Here is a 20,077-nt window from a genome sequence, read left to right on the forward strand (position 1 = left end):
ACGCGGGTTCAATTATCCCGCCTGAGGAAAGGTCCTGCCTTCAGGACTCTTTCTTCTTCAGGACCTGACGGCCCTTGTACATGCCGGTCTTGAGGTCGAGATGGTGCGGACGACGGAGCTCGCCGGAGTCCTTGTCTTCCACATAGGTCGGCTTCTTGATGGCGTCAGCCGAGCGGCGCATGCCACGGCGCGACGGCGAGGTTTTTCTTCTCGGAACGGCCATTTCAATATCCTCTAGGGATTGGTGTCATCAGGGCATCGTCCGCGAAGGGACGGCTCAGCACCCGCAATACGAGGCGAGCTGAATGCCGATCAAGGCCGCGCTTATAGAGGAAGGCTGGCCGTAAAGCTAGGCTCTTGGGTCGGAAAATACGCCCGGAACGGGCCAAAAATCAGCGATTTTCGCGCCAGCAGGTCGCAAGCGAGCTCGCCTGCCCCCGCGCCACGTAGGTTGCTGCCAGTCGCCGGACGCCCGGCCCCGGCGTCCTGGCGCTCCGTTTGACCGGATTCGGCAGGATCGAGGCCAGAAGGGCTGCCTCCCGCGGGGAGAGGCTGGCGGCCGATTTGCCAAAGGCATAGGCGCTGCCCGCCTCGACGCCAAACTGGCCCTGCGGACCGAACTCGGCGATGTTGAGGTAAATCTCCAGGATCCGCGGCTTGGGCAGGACGAGATCGATCCAGAGTGCCAGCGGGAATTCCAGCGCCTTGCGAACGAAATCCCGCCCCTGCCAGAGGAACAGGTTTTTCGCCACCTGCTGGGTGATCGTGGAGGCGCCCCGGAACGGCGTGCCATCCTCCTGTGCGTCGTCGATCGCCTCGCGCAACGCGCCCCAATCGATGCCGTGATGCTTGCAGAAATGGGCATCCTCGGCCGCCACCACGGCACGCGGCAGATAAGGCGACATGTCAGCCAGATCGATCCACGTCCGCTGCATCGGCGCGCCCCGGAGCGAACGCCAAGCCATCAACGTCGAAACCGGATGGCCCGTGCGGTAAAACGGCGCGATCACATAGGGCGCGAGAGCCGCGACCACGAGCACCAGGAGAAGGATTTTGACGATGCGCAAGTCGACCTTTCCGGCGCAAAATGAAACGAGGCCCACGGCTGAGCCATTAAGTCTGTGATAATTCGGGTCTTTTCCGGCACTTTTTAGCCCTTCCAAACGATTGACTGGCGCTGGCGCATAAAGGATTGTCCGGCCGAATTTTAGTTCTGGAGCCCTTCTTGATGACCGGTACGTCCCCGTCCGATTTCGCCAAACGTCTGGACAAGACCGCTGATGATACCGAGGCCCTGCTTGGGCGGCTATTGTCGGATGACATCCTGCACGACGAGATCGCCCGGCCCAAGCGACTGATGGACGCAATGCGCTATTCGAGCCTGAATGGCGGCAAGCGTCTGCGGCCGTTCCTGGTGGTCGAAAGCGCCGCCGTGTTCGGCGTCCCGCGCGAGGCGGCCCTGCTCGCCGGCGCGGCACTCGAATGCATCCACTGCTATTCGCTCATCCATGACGACCTACCGGCGATGGACAATTCGGACCTGCGCCGCGGCCGCCCCACCCTGCACAAGAAGACCGACGACGCGACCGCGATCCTCGCCGGCGACGGCCTGCTGACGCTCGCCTTCGACATCATCACGCGCGACGAGATCCATCGCGACGCCAATGTGCGGCTGCTGCTGACGCGCGCCTTGGCGCGCTGCGCCGGCATCGGCGGCATGGTCGGCGGCCAGATCCTCGACCTCGCCGGCGAAGGCCGTTTCGGCGGCAACGAGCCGATCGATGTCGCCCGCATTCAGCAGATGAAGACCGGCGCGCTGCTGCGCTACGGCTGCATTGCCGGCGCGATCCTCGGCCAGGCCTCGCAGAAGGAGTATCAGGCGCTCGATGATTACGGCCGCGCGCTCGGCGAGGCCTTCCAGATCGCCGACGATCTGCTCGACGTCGAAGGCGACGCGGCCGCGCTCGGCAAGCCGGCCGGCGCCGATGCAGCCCTTGGCAAGACCACCTTCGTCACTCAACTCGGCATCGAAGGCGCCAAGCAGCGCGTGCGCGATTTGCTCGCGCGGGCGGACAACGCAGTGTCGATCTTCGGCGACCGCGCCGCCGTGCTGCAGGCCGCCGCGCGATTCGTCGCCGAGCGGAAAAACTAGCGCGCGCCGATGGCGGCCGGCGGCAAAGAGGATCCAGTTCTTGTCCGCTTCCGCCAGATGTCGCGGCCGATGCGGCTGCTCTATGCACGGCCGCGGACGTTCATTGCGCTCGCTGTCGGCATCCTCGTCTGCCTGCTTGTGCCGGGCACGCATCGGCTGGTGACACGGCTCCTGTTCGGATGGGACGCGCTCATCGCGGTCTATCTCGTGCTGGTCTATGCGATGATGCTCTGCAACAACCACCAGCACATCCGTCGCGCCGCCGCGATGCAGGACGACGGCCGATTCGTGATCCTGCTTGTCACAGCGACCGGTGCCTTCGCCAGCATCGCGGCGATCGTCTCCGAACTGGGCACGCCGCATCGCGGCACCCTGGAGCTGACGATCGCGATCATCACCATCGTACTGTCATGGGCTGCGGTGCACACGACCTTCGCGCTGCACTACGCGCATGATTACTATCGCAGCGGTACGGCAGGTGGCCTTCAGTTTCCGAGCGGCGACAAGGAAGACCACGCCGACTATTGGGACTTCGTCTATTTCTCGTTCGTGATCGGCATGACTGCGCAGGTCTCCGACGTCGGCATCACCGACAAGACCATTCGCCGCACCGCGACGGCGCACGGCATCGTGTCCTTCATCTACAACACGGCGTTGCTGGCGCTGACGGTGAACATCGCGGCGAGCGCGATCTCGAAATAGTCTATCGTCCCGGCCTTCGTTGGGAGGCCCAGAAAGCAGCGGTCAGCAACACACCTCGGCAGTGGCGTCGCAGAGGCTTGGCGAGGCTCGCATAGAAACCGTCGGGATGCTGGGCGAGGAACGCTTCCCACGCCGGCCTGTTGCCGACCTGGAGCGCGCACCATAGTCACGGCGGATATCAGCCTGGAGATTCGCCGCCGGCGCGACGGCCGCCACCTTGACCGGCACCAGCGGCACGTCCTCGCCGCCGAGCGAACCGTAAACGAACGGCTCCTGCTTGTTGCCCGTCGATTTGAGCACGTCGTCACGCACGAAGCCGAAGGCGCGGCGGACGTCGAGGCCCGGCGTCGTCAAATGCTTCGACAGCGCGACCGTGAACGGGCTGTTGGCGCCGTCGCCGTTCTGCGCCGTGAAGCCGGCCTTGACCTAATAGGCGATCAGCTGTTGAGGCTGGGCGGCTCGACCTGGGCCAGGCCCCGGCCGATACGGGCCGAAAATCCCCCTTTATTCGTCGCGCCAGCCGGGTCGCGGTTCGCCGACGGCCGCGAGGTCCGGTTCCCTCAGACAACCCCGATGTGCTCCCGATATTGCGGCAGATTGTCCGTAATCTCGTGCCAGGGCGCCTTCGAGCCGACGAAAATATGGGCGCTCGGCCGAATCGTGGGGACGTCGACCAGGGTTCCCATGGCGACATGGACCCATTGTCCTTCACGCACCCGGGAATAGAGCAACGAGCCGCAGCGGGCGCAATGCGCATCATGGGTGGTGTCGTCGCCGAAAATCATCCGCTGATCCTCTCCCTGGACGATGCGGAGCTTGTCTTGCGCGATGCCCGCGAACGGCTTGAAGGCGGCTCCGGTGGTGCGACGGCAGTTCGAACAGTGGCAGTTCATCGCATAGGAGAACGCATCCGCCACCTCATAGCGCACAGCGCGGCAACAGCATTCGCCGATGAGGATACGAGCGTTCGAATTGTCTGATCCGGTCATGACGATGCCTTCGCGCAAACGGCTCACAGACCCATAGAGCATTTCGACGTGTACGACTAAGTTCGCCTCCGCCATCACGCAAAGGAATGCCCCATGAACCAGGACCGGTCGAGCGTCGAAACTGTCGTGCAATCCTATTTTGACGGACTCTATGAGGGCGACGCCGAAAAACTCGGCGCCATCTTCCATCCCTCCGCCGATCTGCGCTGGGTCGAGAAGGGCGAGCTCCAGGTTCTGACCGTACCCGATTGGCTCGATCGCGTCCGCAAGCGCGCCTCAGCCAAGGCCGAAGGCAAGCCGCGCGAGGATTTCATCGTCACCATCGACCGTTCGGACGACAAGACCGCCTTCATCAAGGTGCGCTGCCAGCTGCCGCCACGCTATTTCACCGACTATCTCGTGGCGATGAAGCTCGCCGACGGCTGGCAAATCGTGTCGAAATCGTACAGGTACGACCTGCGGGAGTGAGTCCTCCCGATCTTCCGCTGCCCGAAATCTGTCGCACTCGTTCTCCATTCGTCATAGCGAGCGAAGCGAAGCAATCCAGAATCTCGCCGTGGAGGCCGACTGGATTGCTTCGCTCCGTTCGCAATGACGGTGCGGATAAAGCGTCCGCTACATCCCTACACCGTCTGACCCACGCTAAAGGTCCCCATGCTTGTCGATCGCCGCTCCCTGCTCGCCTCCCTGTGCTGGATCGCCGCTTCTCCCGCGCTCGCCGCGGAGGCGCCGGCCGAACTCGAAGCCTATGAGCGCGACAGTGGCGGGCGCATCGGGCTCTATGCTGAGAATCTCGCGACTGGCAGAAAGCTCGCCTGGCGTGCCGACGAGCGGTTCGTCATGTGCTCGACATTCAAGGCTTCGCTTGCCGCCAGCGTGCTGGCGCGGTTCGATCGCGGTGAGGAGCAACTCGCGGCCATGATCCCTTACGGTCAGGCCGATCTCCTGGAATACGCACCGGTCGCCAGGCAAAATCTCTCGGCCGGCAAGATGTCGGTCGGCGAGATGTGCAAGGCGATCGTCGAGCTCAGCGACAATACCTGCGCCAATCTGCTGCTGGCGCGGATCGGCGGGCCCGCCGCGCTGACCGCATTCTGGCGGTCGCTCGGTGACACCACGTCGCGGCTCGACCACAACGAGCCAGAGCTCAACCGCTCACCGCCGGGCGATCCCCGTGACACCACGACACCCACGGCAATGGCGGGCAGTCTGCGGCGGCTGGTGCTGGGCGAAGCCTTGTCGGCGCAATCGCGCCTCCAGCTCACCGACTGGATGGTGAATTGCAAGACCGGTGCGAACCGGCTGCGCGGCGGCCTGCCGGCAGACTGGAAGATCGGCGACAAGACCGGCAATAACGGCAAGGACGCATCGGGCGATATCGCGGTCGTCTGGCCGAAGCCGGCTACGCCGATCCTGATCGCGGCCTATACCCAGGGCGGCACGCCGAATGCGGCGCAGATCGCAGCTTTGTTTGCGCGGATTGGACGGATGTAGCCGGCCAGCTGGCGTGAGCAGCGCCGCATTGACCTTGAGGGCGCTTCAGGGTCAAGACAGACCATCATGGAAGCGAAATTTCAGACCTTTCTGATCCTGCTTGCCGTTCTGGCCGGCGTGGCGCTGGCTGCGCGCCGTTTCAACGTCGCCCCGGCCATTCTGCTGATGCTGGCCGGCGTCGGCCTGGCCTTCGTGCCGGGCATGCCGCCGGTCGAGCTGCCGCCGGAGCTGGTGCTTTTGATGGTGCTGCCGCCGCTGATCTACTCGGCGAGCGTCGCCATGAGCTGGCGCGAGTTCAAGAACAATTTGCGCCCGATCGTGCTGCTCGCGGTCGGCGCGGTGATCTTCACCGCGGCGATGGTGGCGGCCGCCACGCACTACATGATCGGCCTGCCCTGGACCGTCGCCTTCCTGCTGGGAGCCATCGTGGCGCCGCCCGACGTGGTGGCGCCGCTCGCGATCGCGCGCCGGCTCAACATGCCGCGCCGGCTCCTGGTCATCCTCGAGGGTGAAGGGCTGGCCAATGACGCCACCGCGCTGATCCTCTACCGCTTTGCGCTCGCCGCGATCATGGTCGGACATTTCTCGCTGCCGCTCGCGGCCGGCGAGTTCCTCCTGATCGTCGCCAGCGAGATCGCCTTCGGCATCGGCGTCGGCTGGCTCTCCTTGCGCTTCCGCAAATGGTCCGGTGATCCGCAGGTCGAGCTGACGTTGTCGCTGATCACACCCTACGTCTCCTACTGGCTGCCCGAACATGTCGGCGGCTCCGGCGTGATCGCGACCGTCGCCTGCGGCCTCTACGTGAGCTGGAACGGGCCGCTGCTGATCTCGTCGGCAACGCGCCTGCAAGGCATCTTCTTCTGGGATCTGGTGATCTATCTGATCGAGGGCATGCTGTTCCTGCTCACCGGCTTCCAGATGCGCGCGCTCTACGAGAAGTCGAAGTCCTTCCCGCTCGACGACATTCTCATCGCGACGGCAGTGGTCCTGGTCATCGTCGTGATCGCGCGCTTCGCCTGGCTCTACCCCGCGACCTACCTGCCGCGGATGCTCAGCAAGTCTCTGCGCAAGCGCGACCCGTCGCCGCCATGGCAATGGCCGTTCGTGCTTGCTTTCACCGGCGTGCGTGGCGCCGTGTCGCTGGCGGCCGCGCTGGCGCTGCCGTTCACGCTGCCTGACGGCGAGGCCTTTCCGTATCGCGACCTGATCCTGTTCGTCGCCTTCGGCGTCATCTTCGTCACGCTGATCGGCGTCGGCCTGACGCTGCCGCCGGTCGTGCGCTGGCTCGGCGTCGCCGAGGCCGGCCGCCACGAGCATGCCGCGGAGCACGAGGCCGAGATCGCCGCCCGGCGCCAGGCGCTCGAGGCCGCGCTGGAATCGCTCGACGCGCTGACCGCGCAGAAGGAAGTGTCCGAAGAAGTGATGCGGCTGCTGCGCGCAAGGCACGACATCCGCGTCAACCAGCTCCCCGACTCGCTCGATCCCAACCACCACGACGTCTCCGCCGCCGGTACCGCGCTGACCCGCGAGCTGATTGCCGCCGAACGCAAATTCATCCACGGCCTCCTGCGCGAGGGCCAGATCACCGACGAGACGCGACGGCGGATCGAGCGGGATCTCGACCTGGAGGAGGCGAGCCTGGCGAACCGGGAGTATCGGGGCGCGCCCTTGTAGCTTCGCATCGTCTTCGCTTGAAGCGGCCAGGCAAGCTAGCGCCTGTCGCAAAACTCCCTCATTGCAGCCGCGACGGCTCCCGCGACGGCCTCGTGCCGCTCCGCCGAGTTCATCTCCATCTCCTCGTCGCGATTGATGATCGAGCCGGCCTCGATCAGCACGGCGGCGCTCCTCGTCCGCGACAGCACAATGAGCCCGTCATAGCGATAGACGCCGACGTCCTTGTCGAGCAGCTGGCGCCGGTAGCGGCCCATTAAGGGCAAGGTGTACTGGCTGGCATAGTGCAGGCCCTGCTGCTTCAACTGACTGCCGATCATCCGGGCCAGCATCAGGCTGGTGGCGAAGTGCGGATTCTGTCGCGACACGAACAGCGAATGCCCCGAAAAACGGTCGCTGAAATAGCTTTTTGCGCCGTCGAATTCCCAGGTCTCGAGCAGCTTGTCCGGCACCGAATCATGATGGACCGACAGGAACAGATCGGCGCGGCCTTCGTTCGCGGCACCGATGCGCTTGAACAGGCTCGGCCGTGCCTTGCCATCCGTGACGAGCAGGCGGGTTGCGGCAAAGCCTTCGGATTTGAGCTTGGCCGTGATGAGCCGTGCGAGGCGGAAGTTGAAGCCGAACTCCGGATCATTGCGCGCGCTCAACGCGCCGTAGGAGTCGGGGGTGTGCCCGACATCCACGACGATCCGGAATTTCGGCACCTCGCATTTGACTGGTGCGGGCGACGGCTTAGGTCTGGGTCTTGCAATCTTTCGCGCGGCAGCAGCGTCGCCGGCATCGATAATGGCGAGCGACGACAACAGGATCGACGCGACCAGCCCGGCGATGATGCTCCGCGGTTGCCCCAAGCGCTGCTCCGCTGCCGTGATCCGCGGGCGACCAATGAAGCCCGCAGTTGGTTTTCGGGAAGATTGGCGCGGCAGCGCGAGGACGTCAACGCGAGATCGGTTCGTGTCCCGGACGCGGCCCGGCATGGAATGACGCGACGCAGAGCCGGGACCAGCTTTCTCCGCAAGAATAGGCCCCGGCTCAGCAGCGCATCACTGCGTGCTGCGCCGCGTCCGGGGCGCTAGATCAGCCTACACCGGCCTTTCCCCTTTCACCGTCACGCGCGTGCCCGAGCGCGTGTGCGGCCAGTAGTCCCACATCGCGCGGTGCTGGGTGCAGCGGTTGTCCCAGAAGGCGATGGCGTTCTCGGTCCAGCGGAAGCGACACTGGAACAGCGGGTTCTCGGCGTGCTGGTAGAGATAGGCCAGCATCGCATCGCTCTCGTCGCGCGGGATGCCGTTGATGTGGCGGGTGAAGCCGCGGTTGACGTAGAGCGCCTTTCTGCCGGTGACCGGATGCGTGCGCACGACGGGATGCTCGGCATGCGGATACGAGGGACGGTCGGCGACGCCGTAATTGGCGTAGAGTCCGCGATAGATCGGTTCGCCATCGTGCAGCGCGGTGAGCCCATCGAGATAGGCCTTCATGCGGTCCGACAGCGCCTCATAGGCTGCATACATGTTGGCGAACAGAGTATCGCCGCCGCGCGGCGGGCACTGCCTGATGTAAAGGATCGAGCCCATCGGCGGATCGAGATCGCAGGACACGTCGGAATGCCAGCCCTCGCCATTGGCGCGCGGCGAGTTCTTGTCGGCGTAGATCTTCATCAGCGCCGGATCGTCGTCCTCGTGGGGCGCCGCGGGATGGACATGCAATTCGCCGAACTTGCGGCCAAAAGCGAGATGCTGCTGCGGCGTGATGTGCTGGCCGCGGAAGAAGATGACGAGGTTTTCGGCGAGCGCGCGATGGATCTCGTCCATCTGCCGGTTGGAGCGCGCGTCGCCATCGACGAGCTTGCCGATATCGACGCCACTGATTTCCGCGCCGATGATTGGGGTGAGCTTCTCGACCGCGATAGTTTCGTACGGCGCGCCGTCGTCCATCGTGTGGCGATAGCGCGGACCCTGCTTGCCGGCGAGTGAGCTCATGGCGTGTCTCCCGATCGTTCTGAGCCATCGTAGGCCTTACCGATGTGAGGGCAAGGGTCCACGGCGCAATCTTGACACACTCCTAAAGCTTTAGTAGTGTTTATAGATGGAGTTTGACTATGGGAAAATATGATCGACTTGGTGAGTTCCTGAAATCCCAGCGGACCCGGGAAGTGCCAATGTCCTTTGCCGATATCGAGCGGGTGATCGGCGGGAAACTGCCTCCCAGCTCACCCCAGTATCCGGCATGGTGGAGCAACAACCCCACGAACAACGTCATGACCAAGGTTTGGTTGGCGGCCGGCTTCCGAACCGAGCAAGTGGACACGAAGGCACGCAAGGTCGTGTTTCGCCGGATCGAGCAGAAGGCTCCGGAAGCCAATTTCCTGCGCACGAGGAAGAGCGGTCGCCATCCGCTTTTTGGTGCCCTGAAGGGATTGGCGCACGTGCCGGCGGGCGTGGACTTGACTGAGCCGGCGGACCCCGATTGGGCAAAGGTTTATGAGTAAGCCGGCGCCACTCCTGCTCGACACGCACGCAGCGATCTGGGCGGTCGAAGACCAGCCGATCGCCGCGGCTGCAAAGGAGGTCATCGACGACGCCTACCGGACCGGTCGCACGATCTTCGTTTCCGCTATCACTGCCTGGGAAATCGGCCTGTTGGTCTCGCGCAATCGGTTGGGCCTCTCCACGACACCCGAACGCTGGTTCCAACGATTCCTGGCAATCGAAGGGGTACACTTGGCCGAGCTCTCCCCCGATATTTTGATCGCATCGTCGTTTCTGCCCGGCGAGCCGCCCCGTGACCCCGCAGATCGCATTATACTCGCGACTGCTCGCGACCTCGGAGCTGCGCTGATCACGCGCGATCGGTTGCTGCTCAAGTATGGAGAAGCGGGCCAGGTCAGCACGATCGCATGCTGACCTGAAAAACTACTCCGCCGCAGGCGCCGGCACCTTGGCGCCCTGGCCGTAGCGCTGATCGATGTAGTCGATCACCAGCGCCTTGAAGTCGGCCGAGATGGTGGGGCCACGTAGCGTGCGGAACTTCTTGCCATCGACGAAGACAGGTGCGGCCGGCGCTTCGCCGGTGCCGGGCAAGGAGATGCCGATATTGGCATGCTTGGACTCACCGGGGCCGTTGACGATGCAGCCCATCACCGCGACGTTGAGTTCTTCCACGCCGGGATATTTCGTCTTCCAGGTCGGCATCTCGTCGCGGATGAAATCCTGGATCGAGCGCGCCAGCTCCTGGAACGTGGTCGAGGTGGTGCGGCCGCAGCCGGGGCAGGCCGCAACCAGCGGCACGAAGGTGCGGAAGCCCATGGTCTGCAGGAGCTCCTGGCCGACCTGCACCTCACGGGTGCGGTCGCCGCCAGGCTCCGGAGTCAGCGAGATACGGATGGTGTCGCCGATGCCCTGCTGCAGCAGGATGCCGAGCGCGGCCGAGGACGCCACGATGCCTTTCGAGCCCATGCCGGCCTCGGTAAGACCGAGATGGATGGCATAATCGGAACGAGACGCGAGATCCTGATACACGGCGATCAGATCCTGCACCGCCGACACCTTGGCCGACAGGATGATGCGGTCCTTGGGCATGCCGAGTTCTTCGGCGCGCGCGGCGGACAAGAGGGCCGATTGCACCATGGCCTCGCGCGTCACCGCGCGCACGTCGCGCGGATTGGCAGACGCGGCGTTCTCGTCCATCAGCTTGGTCAAAAGCTCCTGGTCGAGCGAGCCCCAATTGGCGCCGATGCGGACCGGCTTGTTGTTCTTGTTCGCGATCTCGATGATGTCGGCGAACTGGGTGTCGCGCTTGTCCTTGAAGCCGACATTGCCGGGGTTGATGCGATACTTGGCCAGCGCCTCGGCGCAGGCCGGATAGGCCGCGAGCAGCTTGTGGCCGATATAATGGAAGTCGCCGATCAGGGGCGTGGTGATGCCGCGCTTGGCAAGGCCGTCGCGGATGTACGGAACCGCGGCGGCGGCCTCCTCGCGGTCCACGGTGATGCGGACCATTTCGGAGCCGGCGCGCGCTAGCGCTGCGACCTGGGCGATGGTGCCGTCGATGTCGGCGGTGTCGGTGTTGGTCATCGACTGTACGACGATCGGCGCACCGCCACCGACGGCGACGTTGCCGACCTTGACCTGGGTGGTCCGGTGCCGGGGCGCCGGGCCTGCGAGGTCGGAATCGAGAGGGTTTTCGAGCTTGTTCATGGGGTCCAAATATCAGGTTTTGGTGACGTTCAGCAATGCATCACGCGGCGCCGCAGCCGATGAGGGTATTCCTTTGAATTCGAAGTTCGCCTCCCTTGCGGCGCCCCCGAGCGAACTTGGAATTCAAAGGAATACCAAGAACTTATGAATCGAGTGCGGCCTCCGGTTCAGGAGCTCCCTTACGAGCTTGCGGCACCGGGAGAGGGAGCTCCTGAACGGCCGCACTCGGACGGTTAACCAGGAAAAGCCCAGCAATTACAAGGACCGCGGCGGCCCCGAATGTCAGGCTCAGGCTGTCGTGCATGATGAAATAGCTACCCACCACGCCAAACAAAGGGGTGATGAAGGTAAAAGCGGACAATTTGCTGGCTGAGTAGGTCTTCACCAGCGCGAACCAAAGCGTGAACGTGGTTCCCACCACCCAGATCGCCTGGAACGCCATCAGGCCGAGCGAAAGCGGCGCCGGCATGTGTGTGATGGATTCGCCGAACAACCAGGCCGCCATCCCCAGAATCGGGATCGAGGTGGCGACCTGATAGCCCAGCGCCTTCTCGGGCGCGGCGAATCGCAGCCGCGTGCCCTTGGCGACCAGCGTCGTCGCGGCCCACAGCGCAGCGCCGCCGACGATCATGAGATCGCCGAGCAGAACATGCGAATCGACATTGGGCTGCGGCACGCCGATCGCGAGGGCGACGCCGGCAAAGCTGATGGCCAGGCCCAGCCATTGCGAGCTGCCAAGACGCTCTCCAAGCACCTGGTAGGAGCCGAGCGCAACGAAGAACGGCGCCGTATAGAGGAACACCACCGCACGCGAAGCAGACGTGAGACGCAGCCCCTGGAAGATCAGCACGAATTCGATGCCGAACATCAGCCCGGCGATCAGGCCGGGCTTCCAGGTGCCATCACGTTCGAAGAAATTGACGCCACGAAAGGTGCCGATGATGAACAGCACCGGCAGCGCGCCCATCGAGCGGATCGTGGCCTGGAGCATCGGCGGAATGTCCGGCAGGACCAGCTTCACCGCGATCTGGTTGAACCCCCAGGTCAGGCACAGCATGAGCATGAGGGCGATGGCGCCGGCACTGAGGGGGCGTGCGGCGGAGGGTACGATTTGAGCTGAGGACATCTCTTCCCGAATACCGGCTTTGCGCCGTTGTTGGTCTATGCAATCTTCTGACAATGGGTGCAGACGCCCGTGATCTCCACCACGGACAATTTGGGGGCAAAGCCCGAGGAGCGCGCGGCCGCATTGAGATCCCCGGCAAAGGACGCCGACGGAATCTCACCGACGAGGCCACAGCGCTCGCAGATCAGGAACGCGACAGCCGAGGTCGCATCGTGATCATGGGCGGCGCAGGCGAGATAGGCATTGCGGCTCTCGATGCGATGCACGAGGCCGTTGGCCATCAGGAAATCGAGGGCACGATAGACCGTGATCGGCGCCGGCCGCGCCATCGATTTTGCCAGTTCGTCGATCACCTCATAGGCACCGAGCGGGCGGTGGCTGGAAAGCAAGGCTCCCAGCACCTGACGGCGAATTGGCGTGAACTTCTGCGCACGCTGCTCGCAGACCGCCTCGGCATGCGCGAGCGCATCCGCGGCGCAGCGGCGGTGATCGTGATCTGGCGCGGGAAATGCCGGCTTAGCGAGGGTCATGCGATAAACCTTTTAGCATTTTGGCCCGGGAACCCAAAGCACGACGCTACGAACGGCTGCCAGCCATGCTGGCATTGCGGGACAGCCACCCGTTAATCCGCCATGAAATAATCATAAGCTTGCTTATGATATCTCCTGCTTATTGGAGACCAAGCTCATGACCCGCGGGTCTGTCGACCAGAATTTCCTGTTCACGCTCGCCGAGCTCTACCGCCTGCTGCGCGTCTATGCCGACAAGGAGGCCTCGCGGTTCGGCATCACCCGCGCGCAATGGGCCGTGCTGGCCAAGGTCGAGCGCAGCGAGGGCATGAAGCAGTCGGAACTCGCCGAACTGCTCGAGGTGCAACCGATCACGCTGACCCGCTTGATCGACAAGCTCTGCGACAATGACTGGCTCGAACGGCGCAGCGACGCCTCGGACCGCCGTGTCAAGCGCCTCTACCTGAAGAAGTCCGGCCGGCAGCTGCTCGGCCGGATGAGCGGGCTCAGGTCCGAAATCACCGCCAACGCACTCGACGGCATCAATCCGGCGGATGCCCATCGTCTCCTCACCCAGCTCGAAACCATCAAGGAAAACGTGCGGACCGCGATCCAGGCCAGCGGCGCGGAACAAGCGCGTAAGGAGCAGCGCTATGGCTGATCAGGTCCTCAAGTTCCAGCCCGAGCAGAAGGGCGAGAGCGGCAAGCCGGCGAAGAAAGCGGGCTCCGATCCGCGCCGCCGCCTGGTGGCGGGCCTGCGCCGCTATCGCCGTTTCCTGCTCCTGGTCGTGCTGCCGGTCGTGGTCGCCATCGGCGGCCTCACCTTCTATCTCAATGGCGGACGCTATGTCGGCACCGACGACGCCTATGTCGGCGCGCAGAAGGTGCTGGTGACGCCCGACATCTCCGGCAAGATCCAGAAGGTGGTCGTGAAGGAGGGCCAGTTCGTCAAGCAGGGCGACGTGCTGTTCGAGATCGACCCGGTGCCGTTCCGCCTCGCGGTGGACGAGGCCAGAGCACAGCTGACGCAGGCGCAGACGACCTATGACAATCTCCGCGCCAACATCAAGATCTACGGCGACATGCTCAATCTCGCTCAGCAGGGCGTCGACCTGAAGCAGCGCGACGTCGAGCGCAAGCAGGCTCTGGTGAAGAACAGTTTCGGCTCGCAGCTCGATCTCGACAACGCAGCGAATGCACTGGTCACGTCCGGGTCCATCGCGCAATATGTCAGGCAGCAGCTCTCGACGGCGAAGACCCAGCTACTCGGCGATCCCGACCTGCCGCTGGAAAAATTCCCAGCCTATGCGGAGGCCAAGGCCAAGCTCGACAATGCCGAACGCAATCTCGACCACGCCGTGGTGCGCGCCTCGATGGGCGGGGTGGCGACGCAGGTCGAGCAGATCCAGCTCGGCCGCTATGTCGCCGCCGGCACGCCGGTATTCACCATCATCGACGTCGCCCATCCCTGGGTTGACGCCAACCCGAAGGAGAGCGACCTCACCTACGTCACCGAAGGACAGCCCGTGACGCTCGAGGTCGACGCGTTTCCGAACCACGTCTTCAAGGGCAAGATCGGCTCGCTCTCGCCGGGCACCGGTGCGCAATTCGCGATCCTGCCGCCGCAGAACGCCACCGGCAACTTCGTCAAGGTGGTACAGCGCGTGCCGATCCGCATCTATTTCGACGAGACCGACAAATATGTGCGGAAGCTGAAGGCCGGCATGAGCGTCTATGCCACCATCGACACCGGCCACAAGCGCACGCTGGCCGGCCTGCTCGGCCTGTCGGCGACCGCGGGCCAGGACAAGGACCAGGACTAGGACTAGGAAAGACCAAGCTAGAGACTGCGACAAGGACTGATCCAATGTCCGAAGCCAATGCCAGCCTGATGGTCCCCGGCCTGCGCCGGAACATGGTGACGATCTGCGCCATGACCGCGACCGTCATGCAGGCGCTGGACACCACCATCGCCAACGTCGCCCTGCCATACATGCAAGGCACGCTGTCTGCGTCGCAGGACCAGATCAACTGGGTGCTGACCTCCTACATCGTCGCCGCCGCAATCATGACGGCGCCGGTGGGCTGGATCGCCAACCGTTTCGGCCGCAAGCGCATCTTCATCATCTGCTCGGCCGGCTTCACCATGGCGTCGGTGCTGTGCGGCCTCGCGCAGGACATCAACCAGATGGTGCTGTTCCGCCTGCTTCAAGGCGTGTTCGGCGCGGCTCTGGTGCCGCTGTCGCAGTCGGTCATGCTCGACTATTACACGCTTCAGGAACGCGCCAAGGCGATGTCGATCTGGGGCATGGGCGTGATGATGGGTCCGATCATGGGACCCTCTCTGGGTGCCTGGCTCACCGAGACCTATTCCTGGCACTGGGTGTTCTTCGTCAACCTGCCGTTCGGTGCCATCACCGTGCTCGGGCTGATCCTCTTCATGGACGAGACCAGGAAGGACCTCAGCCTCAAATTCGACTGGTTCGGTTTCGCCGCACTGGCGATCGCGATCGGCGCGCTGCAGCTCGCGCTCGACCGCGGCGAGCAACTGGGCTGGTTGGAATCCAACGAGATCCTGGCGGAGTTCATCGTCTCGGCCGTCGCCTTCTATTTCTTCCTCGCGCATTCGTTCACGACCTCGACCCCGTTCATCCGCTTCGCGCTGTTTCGAGACCGCAACTTCGTCACCGGCTGCGTGTTCATGATCGTGATGGGGCTCGTGCTGTTCTCGACCATGGCGCTGGCCTCGCCCTACATGCAAAACGTGATCGGCTATCCCATCATCACCGCCGGCCTGCTGCTGGCGAGCCGCGGCATCGGCACCTTCTTCGCCATGATGCTGGTCGGCCGCATGATGCGCTATTTCGAGGCGCGCACGCTGATCATCTCCGGCCTGACGCTGACCGCGGGCTCGCTGTTCCAGATGACCGGCTGGACCGACCTGACCCAGGTGCCGGAGATCGTCACCGTGAGCGTCATCCAGGGCTTCGGCTTCGGCCTCGTCTTCGTGCCGCTCTCGACCGTGGCGTTCCTGACGCTATCGAACGAGCTGCGCACCGACGGCACCGCGATGCTCACCCTGATGCGCAACGTCGCGAGCTCGGTCGGCATTTCCGTCGTCATCGCCGAGCTGACGCAGGGCACGCGGCGGACCTATGCGATCCTCTCCGAGCACGTCAATCCGTTCAACCATGCGCTGCAGATGCCCAGCGTCAGCGGCATGATCAATCTGTCCACCGACGTCGGCCGCGCCATGGCCGACAGGATGATCAGCGTGCAGGCGCAGATCATCGCCTTCGCTCACGACTACCAACTGGTGATGGTCTTCATCCTCTGCACCATCCCGCTCGCGTTCCTGATCGGCTCGACCAAGGCCACGCTGCGCAAGCAGGCGGCGGGGCCGGAGCACGCGGTGATGGAGTAGACCCGGGTCGGGGCGCGGTGCAGCGCCTAGCGATGCGCCGCAGAACCGGGACCTATTCTGCTGGCCGACCTGGGCCCCGCCTCAGCAGCGCACCACTGCGTGCTGCGCTGCGTCCAGGAGAGATCATCCCAACAATTCCTCGCAGCCCAGATCATCCACGGCCGCAAACACCCGCTCCAGATTATTCCACCAGATCAGCGGCGGGATGTTGATGCTCCACTGCCAGACCGGCCTCGTGATCTGCCAGAGCACCGCCCAGCGGTAGTCGCGATCGAGCGCGCCGCGCGTATAGCCGGTGATGCCGCTTTCAATCAACGTATCGTGGTAGACATTGAGCAACGGGCGTTCGAGTGCCTGCCGGCGTTCCGGATACCAATGCATGGCCATCATATAGGCGAGGTCGTGGGTTGGAACGTTGACGCTCCACAGATCAAAATCGAAGATGCGCACGGTATCGGCAACGCCGGCGCGCGGCAGCAGGAAGTTCCAGACATGAGCGTCGCCATGGGTGATGCTTGTGTGACGGCGCGAGTGATAACGCTGGGACAGTCGCTCCGACTGATCGATGAGGCGACGATAGAGGGTACGTCGTTCCTCGCTGAGGCGATCACCGAGAGCGTCGGCAAAGCGGTCGTAATGACCCGCGAACGTCTCCATGCGCTCCGCGCTGTCCTCAGGGCTCGCCCAGGTGCCGACGGTGCCGCCGAGGCTCGGATGGTCCCACCAGGCCGCATGCCAACGCGCGAGCGTGGTGACGATCGCAATCGCCTGCTTCCGCGACGGCGGCAGCGGCCAAACCGTCGCGATGTCGTGGCTGTCAGTGAGGTCCTGGAGCAGAAGATACCAGGTGAGGCTGGCTTCGTCGAAATATCCGTCGAAGCAGCGGGGCACCAGTCCCGGCGGCATGCTCGGCGTCAATTGCGTGTAGTATTCCACCTCCCGCCTGCCGCCATTGGCAAGCTTCTCGGCGAAAGCTGCATTTGCAGTCTTCAGGATCAGCGACTGCGGAGCGCCGGCGGATTCGCCGACGTAACGCAGGCCAAGACGGAGAATGTGCGACACGACCGTGTCGCGCTGATGCAGCACCTTCACTTCGCGCACCGCGCCGGCGTCGAGCACGCCGCCCCTGCGCAGGGCGGCCGTCAGTCGGGCGGGCTCAACGACCGCCGGCAATTGTGGAGATGTCATGAACCACGATGCCCCTGTCCCGCGCCATACTGAAGATCACACTCCCGGGCACCAGCGGCCGAGCGGCCGCCGGGCTCAGGCTGCCGCGGTCGAGTCGCGCACGGTTCGCACGACGACCGATCGCAGCTGTTCGAGATTGGCCGCCATCCCGGAGATTGCCTGCCTTACATCCGCGGCGCGCTGGTCGACGGAGGCAGCGTCGCGGCTGACATCGCCGATCTTCGCCGAGACCTCCTTCGCCGCGGAGGCGGATTCGGAGATCGACCGCGTGATCTCCCGTGTCGCCGCGTCCTGCTCTTCCATCGCGGCGGCGACCGAGGTCGCCACGCCATCGATCTCGACGATGTGGCCCCCCATGGCCTCGACGGCATCGACCGCGGCCTGGGTCGAAGTCTGGATTTCCGTAATCAGCCGCCCGATCTCATCGGTGGATTTGGCGGTCTGATCGGACAGGGATTTCACCTCGGCGGCAACCACCGCGAAGCCACGGCCGGCTTCGCCGGCGCGTGCCGCCTCGATCGTCGCGTTGAGTGCGAGGAGATTGGTCTGGCCCGCGATGCCGCCGATGAGGTCGGAGACCTCGGCGATCTTCTTCACTGATCCGGCCAGCGTCTGAATGGTCGAGCGCGCCTGCTCGCGGCCGGCGACCGCCGACTTGGTGACCGCGCTGGTGCGCGCGACCTGGCTTGCGATCTCGCGGATCGAGGCGCTCAATTCTTCGGCTGCGGCCGAGACGGCCTGCGAGCTGCCGAGGGCCTGCGTGGAGGCCGCCGCGACCGCCTGAGACTGCGCAGAGAGCGACTTCGCGATCTCCGACAGGCCGGAGGCGGCCCGCTCGATGCCTGCCGTCGCCGCGGTTGCGGTATCGACCGAGCGGCCGGTCTCGCGCTCGACGGTTTCGGCCATCTGGTGCAAGGCGGAGCGCTTGGCAAGCGCCGCCTCCTGCTCCTGCCGCAACTGTTCCTCGCGCAGACGGGAATTCTCGACCGCCGCCTGCTTGAACACCACAAGCGCACCCGCCATCGAGCCGACCTCGTCCTTGCGGTGCGCGAACGGAATGTCGGCGGCGAGATCGCCGGTCGCGAGCTTCTGCATCGTATCCGTCATGCGCACGATCGGACGCACCACGCCGAGGGCAACGCCGAGCAGACCGGCGGCAATGAAGGCCAGAACGGCGGCGGAGACGCCGAGGAGGATATAGAGCATGGAGCTGTCGCGGTCCGCGGCCAGCTTCTCCATCGCGGCATTCCGCTTGTTGGCGTTCTCGACGATGCTGTCGATGACGGCGCGATGCGCGGTATAGGCGTCCTTGACCTGCGCATAGGCGCGCTCGGACCCAGCTGCATCCTTGGCCTTGAGGGCGGGCAGGAGCTGGTCGGACGCCTTCCAGAATTTCTGCACCTCCGCATCGGACTTCGACACCAGCGCGGTCTTGAGGTCGGCCGAGAGGCTGGAGGAGACCCAGAAGGCCTTGCGCTCGTCGTAATCCTTGCGGAGCTGGACCAGGCGCTCGCCATGGGCGGCCAGCTGGTCCGGCTCGCGCATGGCGAGGGTAGCCTCAAGATAAGCCTCGATGACGTATTCCGGCGGCGGCAGGATGTCGGCGATGAGGTCGTTGCCGAGCTTGATGTCGGAATAGAGCGGCCCACCGACCTTGAGCTCGCGCAGCGCATAGAGGCTGGTGGAAACGACCGCAGTAAAGCCAATGGCAAGAACGATCCCGAAAGCGATGATCGCGGCCGACAATGACAGGCGAATCTTCATGAAATAATCCAGGGCGCGCGCTGAAATCGCGAGGAGCCTAGATCAATATGGTAAATGCAGGATTGCCCTGCGGGGAGGTCTCGAAAGAAAGGCTCCGAAAAATCACGGGATTGAACGTCGATCAACCGGATTTGGGTCAGTGGGACTGACGCACCGGAGCCTGGAGAGGATCGGGCCGGATCAAGGCAACGCCGATCGCGATTGCGCTGGATGAGAACGTGGTGCCGACGACCTGGCGTCATCGGCACATATTCGCTCAGACCTCGAAGAACACCGTCTCGTCGTCACCCTGGAGGTGCAGGTCGAGCCGGTAAACCGCCTTGCCGGCCTCGCGCACCGCAGTCAGCGTGGCGCGGCGGTCAGCCGGGACCAGCGCCAGCACCGGATCGGCCACGTTGCCGGCCTCGTCGCTGAAATAGATGCGGGTGTAGAGATGCCGCAGCATGCCGCGGCCGAACACCGCAAGCAGGATGTGCGGCGCCTGCGGCTTGCCGTCGGGATCCGGCACCGCGCCCGGCTTGATGGTTTCGAAGGCGTAGTTGCCGTCCTTGTCGGTGCCGCAGCGGGCAAAGCCGCGGAAACTCGCATTCGGCAGCGCACGCTTGTCCTGCGGGTCGGCGAAACGTCCCTGCCCATCCGGCTGCCAGATCTCCAGCATGCAATCCGGCACGGCGACGCCGTCGCCATCGAACACGCGACCCTCGATGCGGATGCGGTCGCCTGAGACGTCGGCAGTCAGCGTCGAGTTGGTGAACGCGTCGTTCCAGGCATATTCGCCGTTCGGCGTCAGGCCGTATTTGAAGAACGGACCGACCGTCTGCGATGGGGTGATACCGTCAGGCTTCACAGACTCTTGCAC

21 protein-coding genes and 1 pseudogene are annotated in these 20,077 nt (G+C 64.3%); 10 read left to right on the forward strand and 12 right to left on the reverse strand.

From position 1 onward, the window contains the following. Window positions 1-40 precede the first annotated feature (40 nt). Together rpmF and mtgA are read right to left on the reverse strand one after the other, a co-directional pair. Entirely contained in the window at window positions 41-223 is a 183-nt protein-coding gene (gene rpmF, locus ABIG06_RS10810; protein WP_007598106.1) for a 50S ribosomal protein L32, read from the reverse strand. Between the two features lie 169 nt (window positions 224-392). Further along, window positions 393-1,067 (reverse strand): monofunctional biosynthetic peptidoglycan transglycosylase, encoded by a 675-nt coding sequence (mtgA, locus tag ABIG06_RS10815; RefSeq protein WP_370136323.1) that lies wholly within the window; start codon window positions 1,065-1,067, stop codon window positions 393-395. Between the two features lie 161 nt (window positions 1,068-1,228). Between mtgA and ABIG06_RS10820 the strand changes: the two genes are divergently transcribed. Both ABIG06_RS10820 and ABIG06_RS10825 read left to right on the forward strand, forming a co-directional pair. Continuing rightward, window positions 1,229-2,152 (forward strand): polyprenyl synthetase family protein, encoded by a 924-nt coding sequence (locus tag ABIG06_RS10820; RefSeq protein ID WP_370136324.1) that lies wholly within the window; start codon window positions 1,229-1,231, stop codon window positions 2,150-2,152. 9 nt (window positions 2,153-2,161) lie between these two features. Continuing rightward, entirely contained in the window at window positions 2,162-2,854 is a 693-nt protein-coding gene (locus tag ABIG06_RS10825; protein WP_370136326.1) for a DUF1345 domain-containing protein, read from the forward strand. A 76-nt stretch (window positions 2,855-2,930) separates the two neighbouring features. Here the strand turns inward: ABIG06_RS10825 and ABIG06_RS10830 are convergent. Together ABIG06_RS10830 and ABIG06_RS10835 are read right to left on the reverse strand one after the other, a co-directional pair. Next, window positions 2,931-3,381, reverse strand: a pseudogene (locus tag ABIG06_RS10830) (caspase family protein); the annotation flags it as partial. Between the two features lie 33 nt (window positions 3,382-3,414). Then, window positions 3,415-3,843, reverse strand: coding sequence for a GFA family protein (locus ABIG06_RS10835; RefSeq protein ID WP_370140818.1), 429 nt, complete (start codon window positions 3,841-3,843; stop codon window positions 3,415-3,417). Between the two features lie 93 nt (window positions 3,844-3,936). On the opposite strand from ABIG06_RS10835, the gene ABIG06_RS10840 reads away from it, so the two are divergent. From ABIG06_RS10840 to ABIG06_RS10850, 3 genes are all read left to right on the forward strand, one after another. Further along, complete coding sequence (locus ABIG06_RS10840) at window positions 3,937-4,311, forward strand: nuclear transport factor 2 family protein (protein ID WP_124160245.1); 375 nt, start codon at window positions 3,937-3,939, stop codon at window positions 4,309-4,311. A gap of 186 nt (window positions 4,312-4,497) precedes the next feature. Continuing rightward, window positions 4,498-5,337 (forward strand): class A beta-lactamase, encoded by an 840-nt coding sequence (bla, locus tag ABIG06_RS10845; RefSeq protein WP_370136329.1) that lies wholly within the window; start codon window positions 4,498-4,500, stop codon window positions 5,335-5,337. A 66-nt stretch (window positions 5,338-5,403) separates the two neighbouring features. Then, entirely contained in the window at window positions 5,404-7,011 is a 1,608-nt protein-coding gene (locus ABIG06_RS10850; protein ID WP_370136331.1) for a Na+/H+ antiporter, read from the forward strand. A gap of 35 nt (window positions 7,012-7,046) precedes the next feature. On the opposite strand, the gene ABIG06_RS10855 is transcribed toward ABIG06_RS10850, so the two are convergent. After that, window positions 7,047-7,862, reverse strand: a complete 816-nt coding sequence (locus tag ABIG06_RS10855) for an N-acetylmuramoyl-L-alanine amidase (protein WP_370136333.1) — start codon at window positions 7,860-7,862, stop codon at window positions 7,047-7,049. A gap of 231 nt (window positions 7,863-8,093) precedes the next feature. After that, complete coding sequence (locus tag ABIG06_RS10860; protein WP_370136335.1) at window positions 8,094-8,990, reverse strand: TauD/TfdA dioxygenase family protein; 897 nt, start codon at window positions 8,988-8,990, stop codon at window positions 8,094-8,096. Window positions 8,991-9,109: 119 nt separating this feature from the next. Here ABIG06_RS10860 and ABIG06_RS10865 point away from each other — a divergent pair, with 119 nt between their 5' ends. Both ABIG06_RS10865 and ABIG06_RS10870 read left to right on the forward strand, forming a co-directional pair. After that, window positions 9,110-9,499: a DUF7662 domain-containing protein gene (locus ABIG06_RS10865; RefSeq protein WP_424578275.1), complete on the forward strand. Its 390-nt coding sequence runs from the start codon at window positions 9,110-9,112 to the stop codon at window positions 9,497-9,499. Then, window positions 9,492-9,914 (forward strand): type II toxin-antitoxin system VapC family toxin, encoded by a 423-nt coding sequence (locus ABIG06_RS10870; protein WP_370136341.1) that lies wholly within the window; start codon window positions 9,492-9,494, stop codon window positions 9,912-9,914. The genes ABIG06_RS10865 and ABIG06_RS10870 overlap by 8 nt, the downstream gene beginning before the upstream one ends. A gap of 9 nt (window positions 9,915-9,923) precedes the next feature. Here the strand turns inward: ABIG06_RS10870 and ispG are convergent, their stop codons facing one another. From ispG to ABIG06_RS10885, 3 genes are all read right to left on the reverse strand, one after another. Next, the gene (ispG, locus tag ABIG06_RS10875; protein ID WP_370136343.1) at window positions 9,924-11,207 is read right to left on the reverse strand and encodes a flavodoxin-dependent (E)-4-hydroxy-3-methylbut-2-enyl-diphosphate synthase; all 1,284 of its coding nucleotides are present in this window, start codon (window positions 11,205-11,207) and stop codon (window positions 9,924-9,926) included. A 142-nt stretch (window positions 11,208-11,349) separates the two neighbouring features. Next, window positions 11,350-12,333, reverse strand: coding sequence for a DMT family transporter (locus ABIG06_RS10880; protein WP_370140819.1), 984 nt, complete (start codon window positions 12,331-12,333; stop codon window positions 11,350-11,352). Window positions 12,334-12,368: 35 nt separating this feature from the next. Next, window positions 12,369-12,863 (reverse strand): Fur family transcriptional regulator, encoded by a 495-nt coding sequence (locus tag ABIG06_RS10885; RefSeq protein WP_124160239.1) that lies wholly within the window; start codon window positions 12,861-12,863, stop codon window positions 12,369-12,371. A gap of 157 nt (window positions 12,864-13,020) precedes the next feature. Between ABIG06_RS10885 and ABIG06_RS10890 the strand changes: the two genes are divergently transcribed. The 3 genes from ABIG06_RS10890 to ABIG06_RS10900 are packed head-to-tail and all read left to right on the forward strand — an operon-like array spanning window position 13,021 to window position 16,266. After that, window positions 13,021-13,503, forward strand: a complete 483-nt coding sequence (locus ABIG06_RS10890) for a MarR family winged helix-turn-helix transcriptional regulator (protein WP_370136345.1) — start codon at window positions 13,021-13,023, stop codon at window positions 13,501-13,503. Next, window positions 13,496-14,665, forward strand: coding sequence for an HlyD family secretion protein (locus ABIG06_RS10895; RefSeq protein WP_370136347.1), 1,170 nt, complete (start codon window positions 13,496-13,498; stop codon window positions 14,663-14,665). Before ABIG06_RS10890 ends, ABIG06_RS10895 begins: the two co-directional genes overlap by 8 nt. Window positions 14,666-14,709: 44 nt before the next feature. After that, window positions 14,710-16,266 carry an MDR family MFS transporter gene (locus tag ABIG06_RS10900; RefSeq protein WP_124160236.1) on the forward strand — a complete coding sequence of 519 codons (1,557 nt, stop codon included), beginning with the start codon at window positions 14,710-14,712 and terminating at the stop codon, window positions 16,264-16,266. Between the two features lie 123 nt (window positions 16,267-16,389). Here ABIG06_RS10900 and ABIG06_RS10905 read toward each other — a convergent pair whose 3' ends face one another. The 3 genes from ABIG06_RS10905 to pcaG form a co-directional block, all read right to left on the reverse strand. Next, complete coding sequence (locus ABIG06_RS10905) at window positions 16,390-17,454, reverse strand: phosphotransferase (protein WP_124160235.1); 1,065 nt, start codon at window positions 17,452-17,454, stop codon at window positions 16,390-16,392. 75 nt (window positions 17,455-17,529) lie between these two features. Further along, entirely contained in the window at window positions 17,530-19,218 is a 1,689-nt protein-coding gene (locus tag ABIG06_RS10910; RefSeq protein WP_370136349.1) for a methyl-accepting chemotaxis protein, read from the reverse strand. Between the two features lie 256 nt (window positions 19,219-19,474). Further along, window positions 19,475-20,077 carry a protocatechuate 3,4-dioxygenase subunit alpha gene (gene pcaG, locus ABIG06_RS10915; RefSeq protein ID WP_370136350.1) on the reverse strand — a complete coding sequence of 201 codons (603 nt, stop codon included), beginning with the start codon at window positions 20,075-20,077 and terminating at the stop codon, window positions 19,475-19,477.

The sequence above is a fragment of the Bradyrhizobium sp. USDA 326 genome (assembly GCF_049739485.1).
Classification (GTDB): domain Bacteria; phylum Pseudomonadota; class Alphaproteobacteria; order Rhizobiales; family Xanthobacteraceae; genus Bradyrhizobium.

Excerpts from the sequence above, each read along its gene's own strand:
- rpmF (WP_007598106.1), bottom strand. The coding sequence starts at position 223 with ATGGCCGTTCCGAGAAGAAAAACCTCGCCGTCGCGCCGTGGCATGCGC.
- ABIG06_RS10820 (WP_370136324.1), top strand. The coding sequence starts at position 1,229 with ATGACCGGTACGTCCCCGTCCGATTTCGCCAAACGTCTGGACAAGACC.
- ABIG06_RS10825 (WP_370136326.1), top strand. The coding sequence starts at position 2,162 with ATGGCGGCCGGCGGCAAAGAGGATCCAGTTCTTGTCCGCTTCCGCCAG.
- ABIG06_RS10835 (WP_370140818.1), bottom strand. The coding sequence starts at position 3,843 with ATGACCGGATCAGACAATTCGAACGCTCGTATCCTCATCGGCGAATGC.
- ABIG06_RS10840 (WP_124160245.1), top strand. The coding sequence starts at position 3,937 with ATGAACCAGGACCGGTCGAGCGTCGAAACTGTCGTGCAATCCTATTTT.
- bla (WP_370136329.1), top strand. The coding sequence starts at position 4,498 with ATGCTTGTCGATCGCCGCTCCCTGCTCGCCTCCCTGTGCTGGATCGCC.
- ABIG06_RS10850 (WP_370136331.1), top strand. The coding sequence starts at position 5,404 with ATGGAAGCGAAATTTCAGACCTTTCTGATCCTGCTTGCCGTTCTGGCC.
- ABIG06_RS10860 (WP_370136335.1), bottom strand. The coding sequence starts at position 8,990 with ATGAGCTCACTCGCCGGCAAGCAGGGTCCGCGCTATCGCCACACGATG.
- ABIG06_RS10865 (WP_424578275.1), top strand. The coding sequence starts at position 9,110 with ATGGGAAAATATGATCGACTTGGTGAGTTCCTGAAATCCCAGCGGACC.
- ABIG06_RS10870 (WP_370136341.1), top strand. The coding sequence starts at position 9,492 with ATGAGTAAGCCGGCGCCACTCCTGCTCGACACGCACGCAGCGATCTGG.
- ispG (WP_370136343.1), bottom strand. The coding sequence starts at position 11,207 with ATGAACAAGCTCGAAAACCCTCTCGATTCCGACCTCGCAGGCCCGGCG.
- ABIG06_RS10880 (WP_370140819.1), bottom strand. The coding sequence starts at position 12,333 with ATGTCCTCAGCTCAAATCGTACCCTCCGCCGCACGCCCCCTCAGTGCC.
- ABIG06_RS10885 (WP_124160239.1), bottom strand. The coding sequence starts at position 12,863 with ATGACCCTCGCTAAGCCGGCATTTCCCGCGCCAGATCACGATCACCGC.
- ABIG06_RS10890 (WP_370136345.1), top strand. The coding sequence starts at position 13,021 with ATGACCCGCGGGTCTGTCGACCAGAATTTCCTGTTCACGCTCGCCGAG.
- ABIG06_RS10895 (WP_370136347.1), top strand. The coding sequence starts at position 13,496 with ATGGCTGATCAGGTCCTCAAGTTCCAGCCCGAGCAGAAGGGCGAGAGC.
- ABIG06_RS10900 (WP_124160236.1), top strand. The coding sequence starts at position 14,710 with ATGTCCGAAGCCAATGCCAGCCTGATGGTCCCCGGCCTGCGCCGGAAC.
- ABIG06_RS10905 (WP_124160235.1), bottom strand. The coding sequence starts at position 17,454 with ATGACATCTCCACAATTGCCGGCGGTCGTTGAGCCCGCCCGACTGACG.
- ABIG06_RS10910 (WP_370136349.1), bottom strand. The coding sequence starts at position 19,218 with ATGAAGATTCGCCTGTCATTGTCGGCCGCGATCATCGCTTTCGGGATC.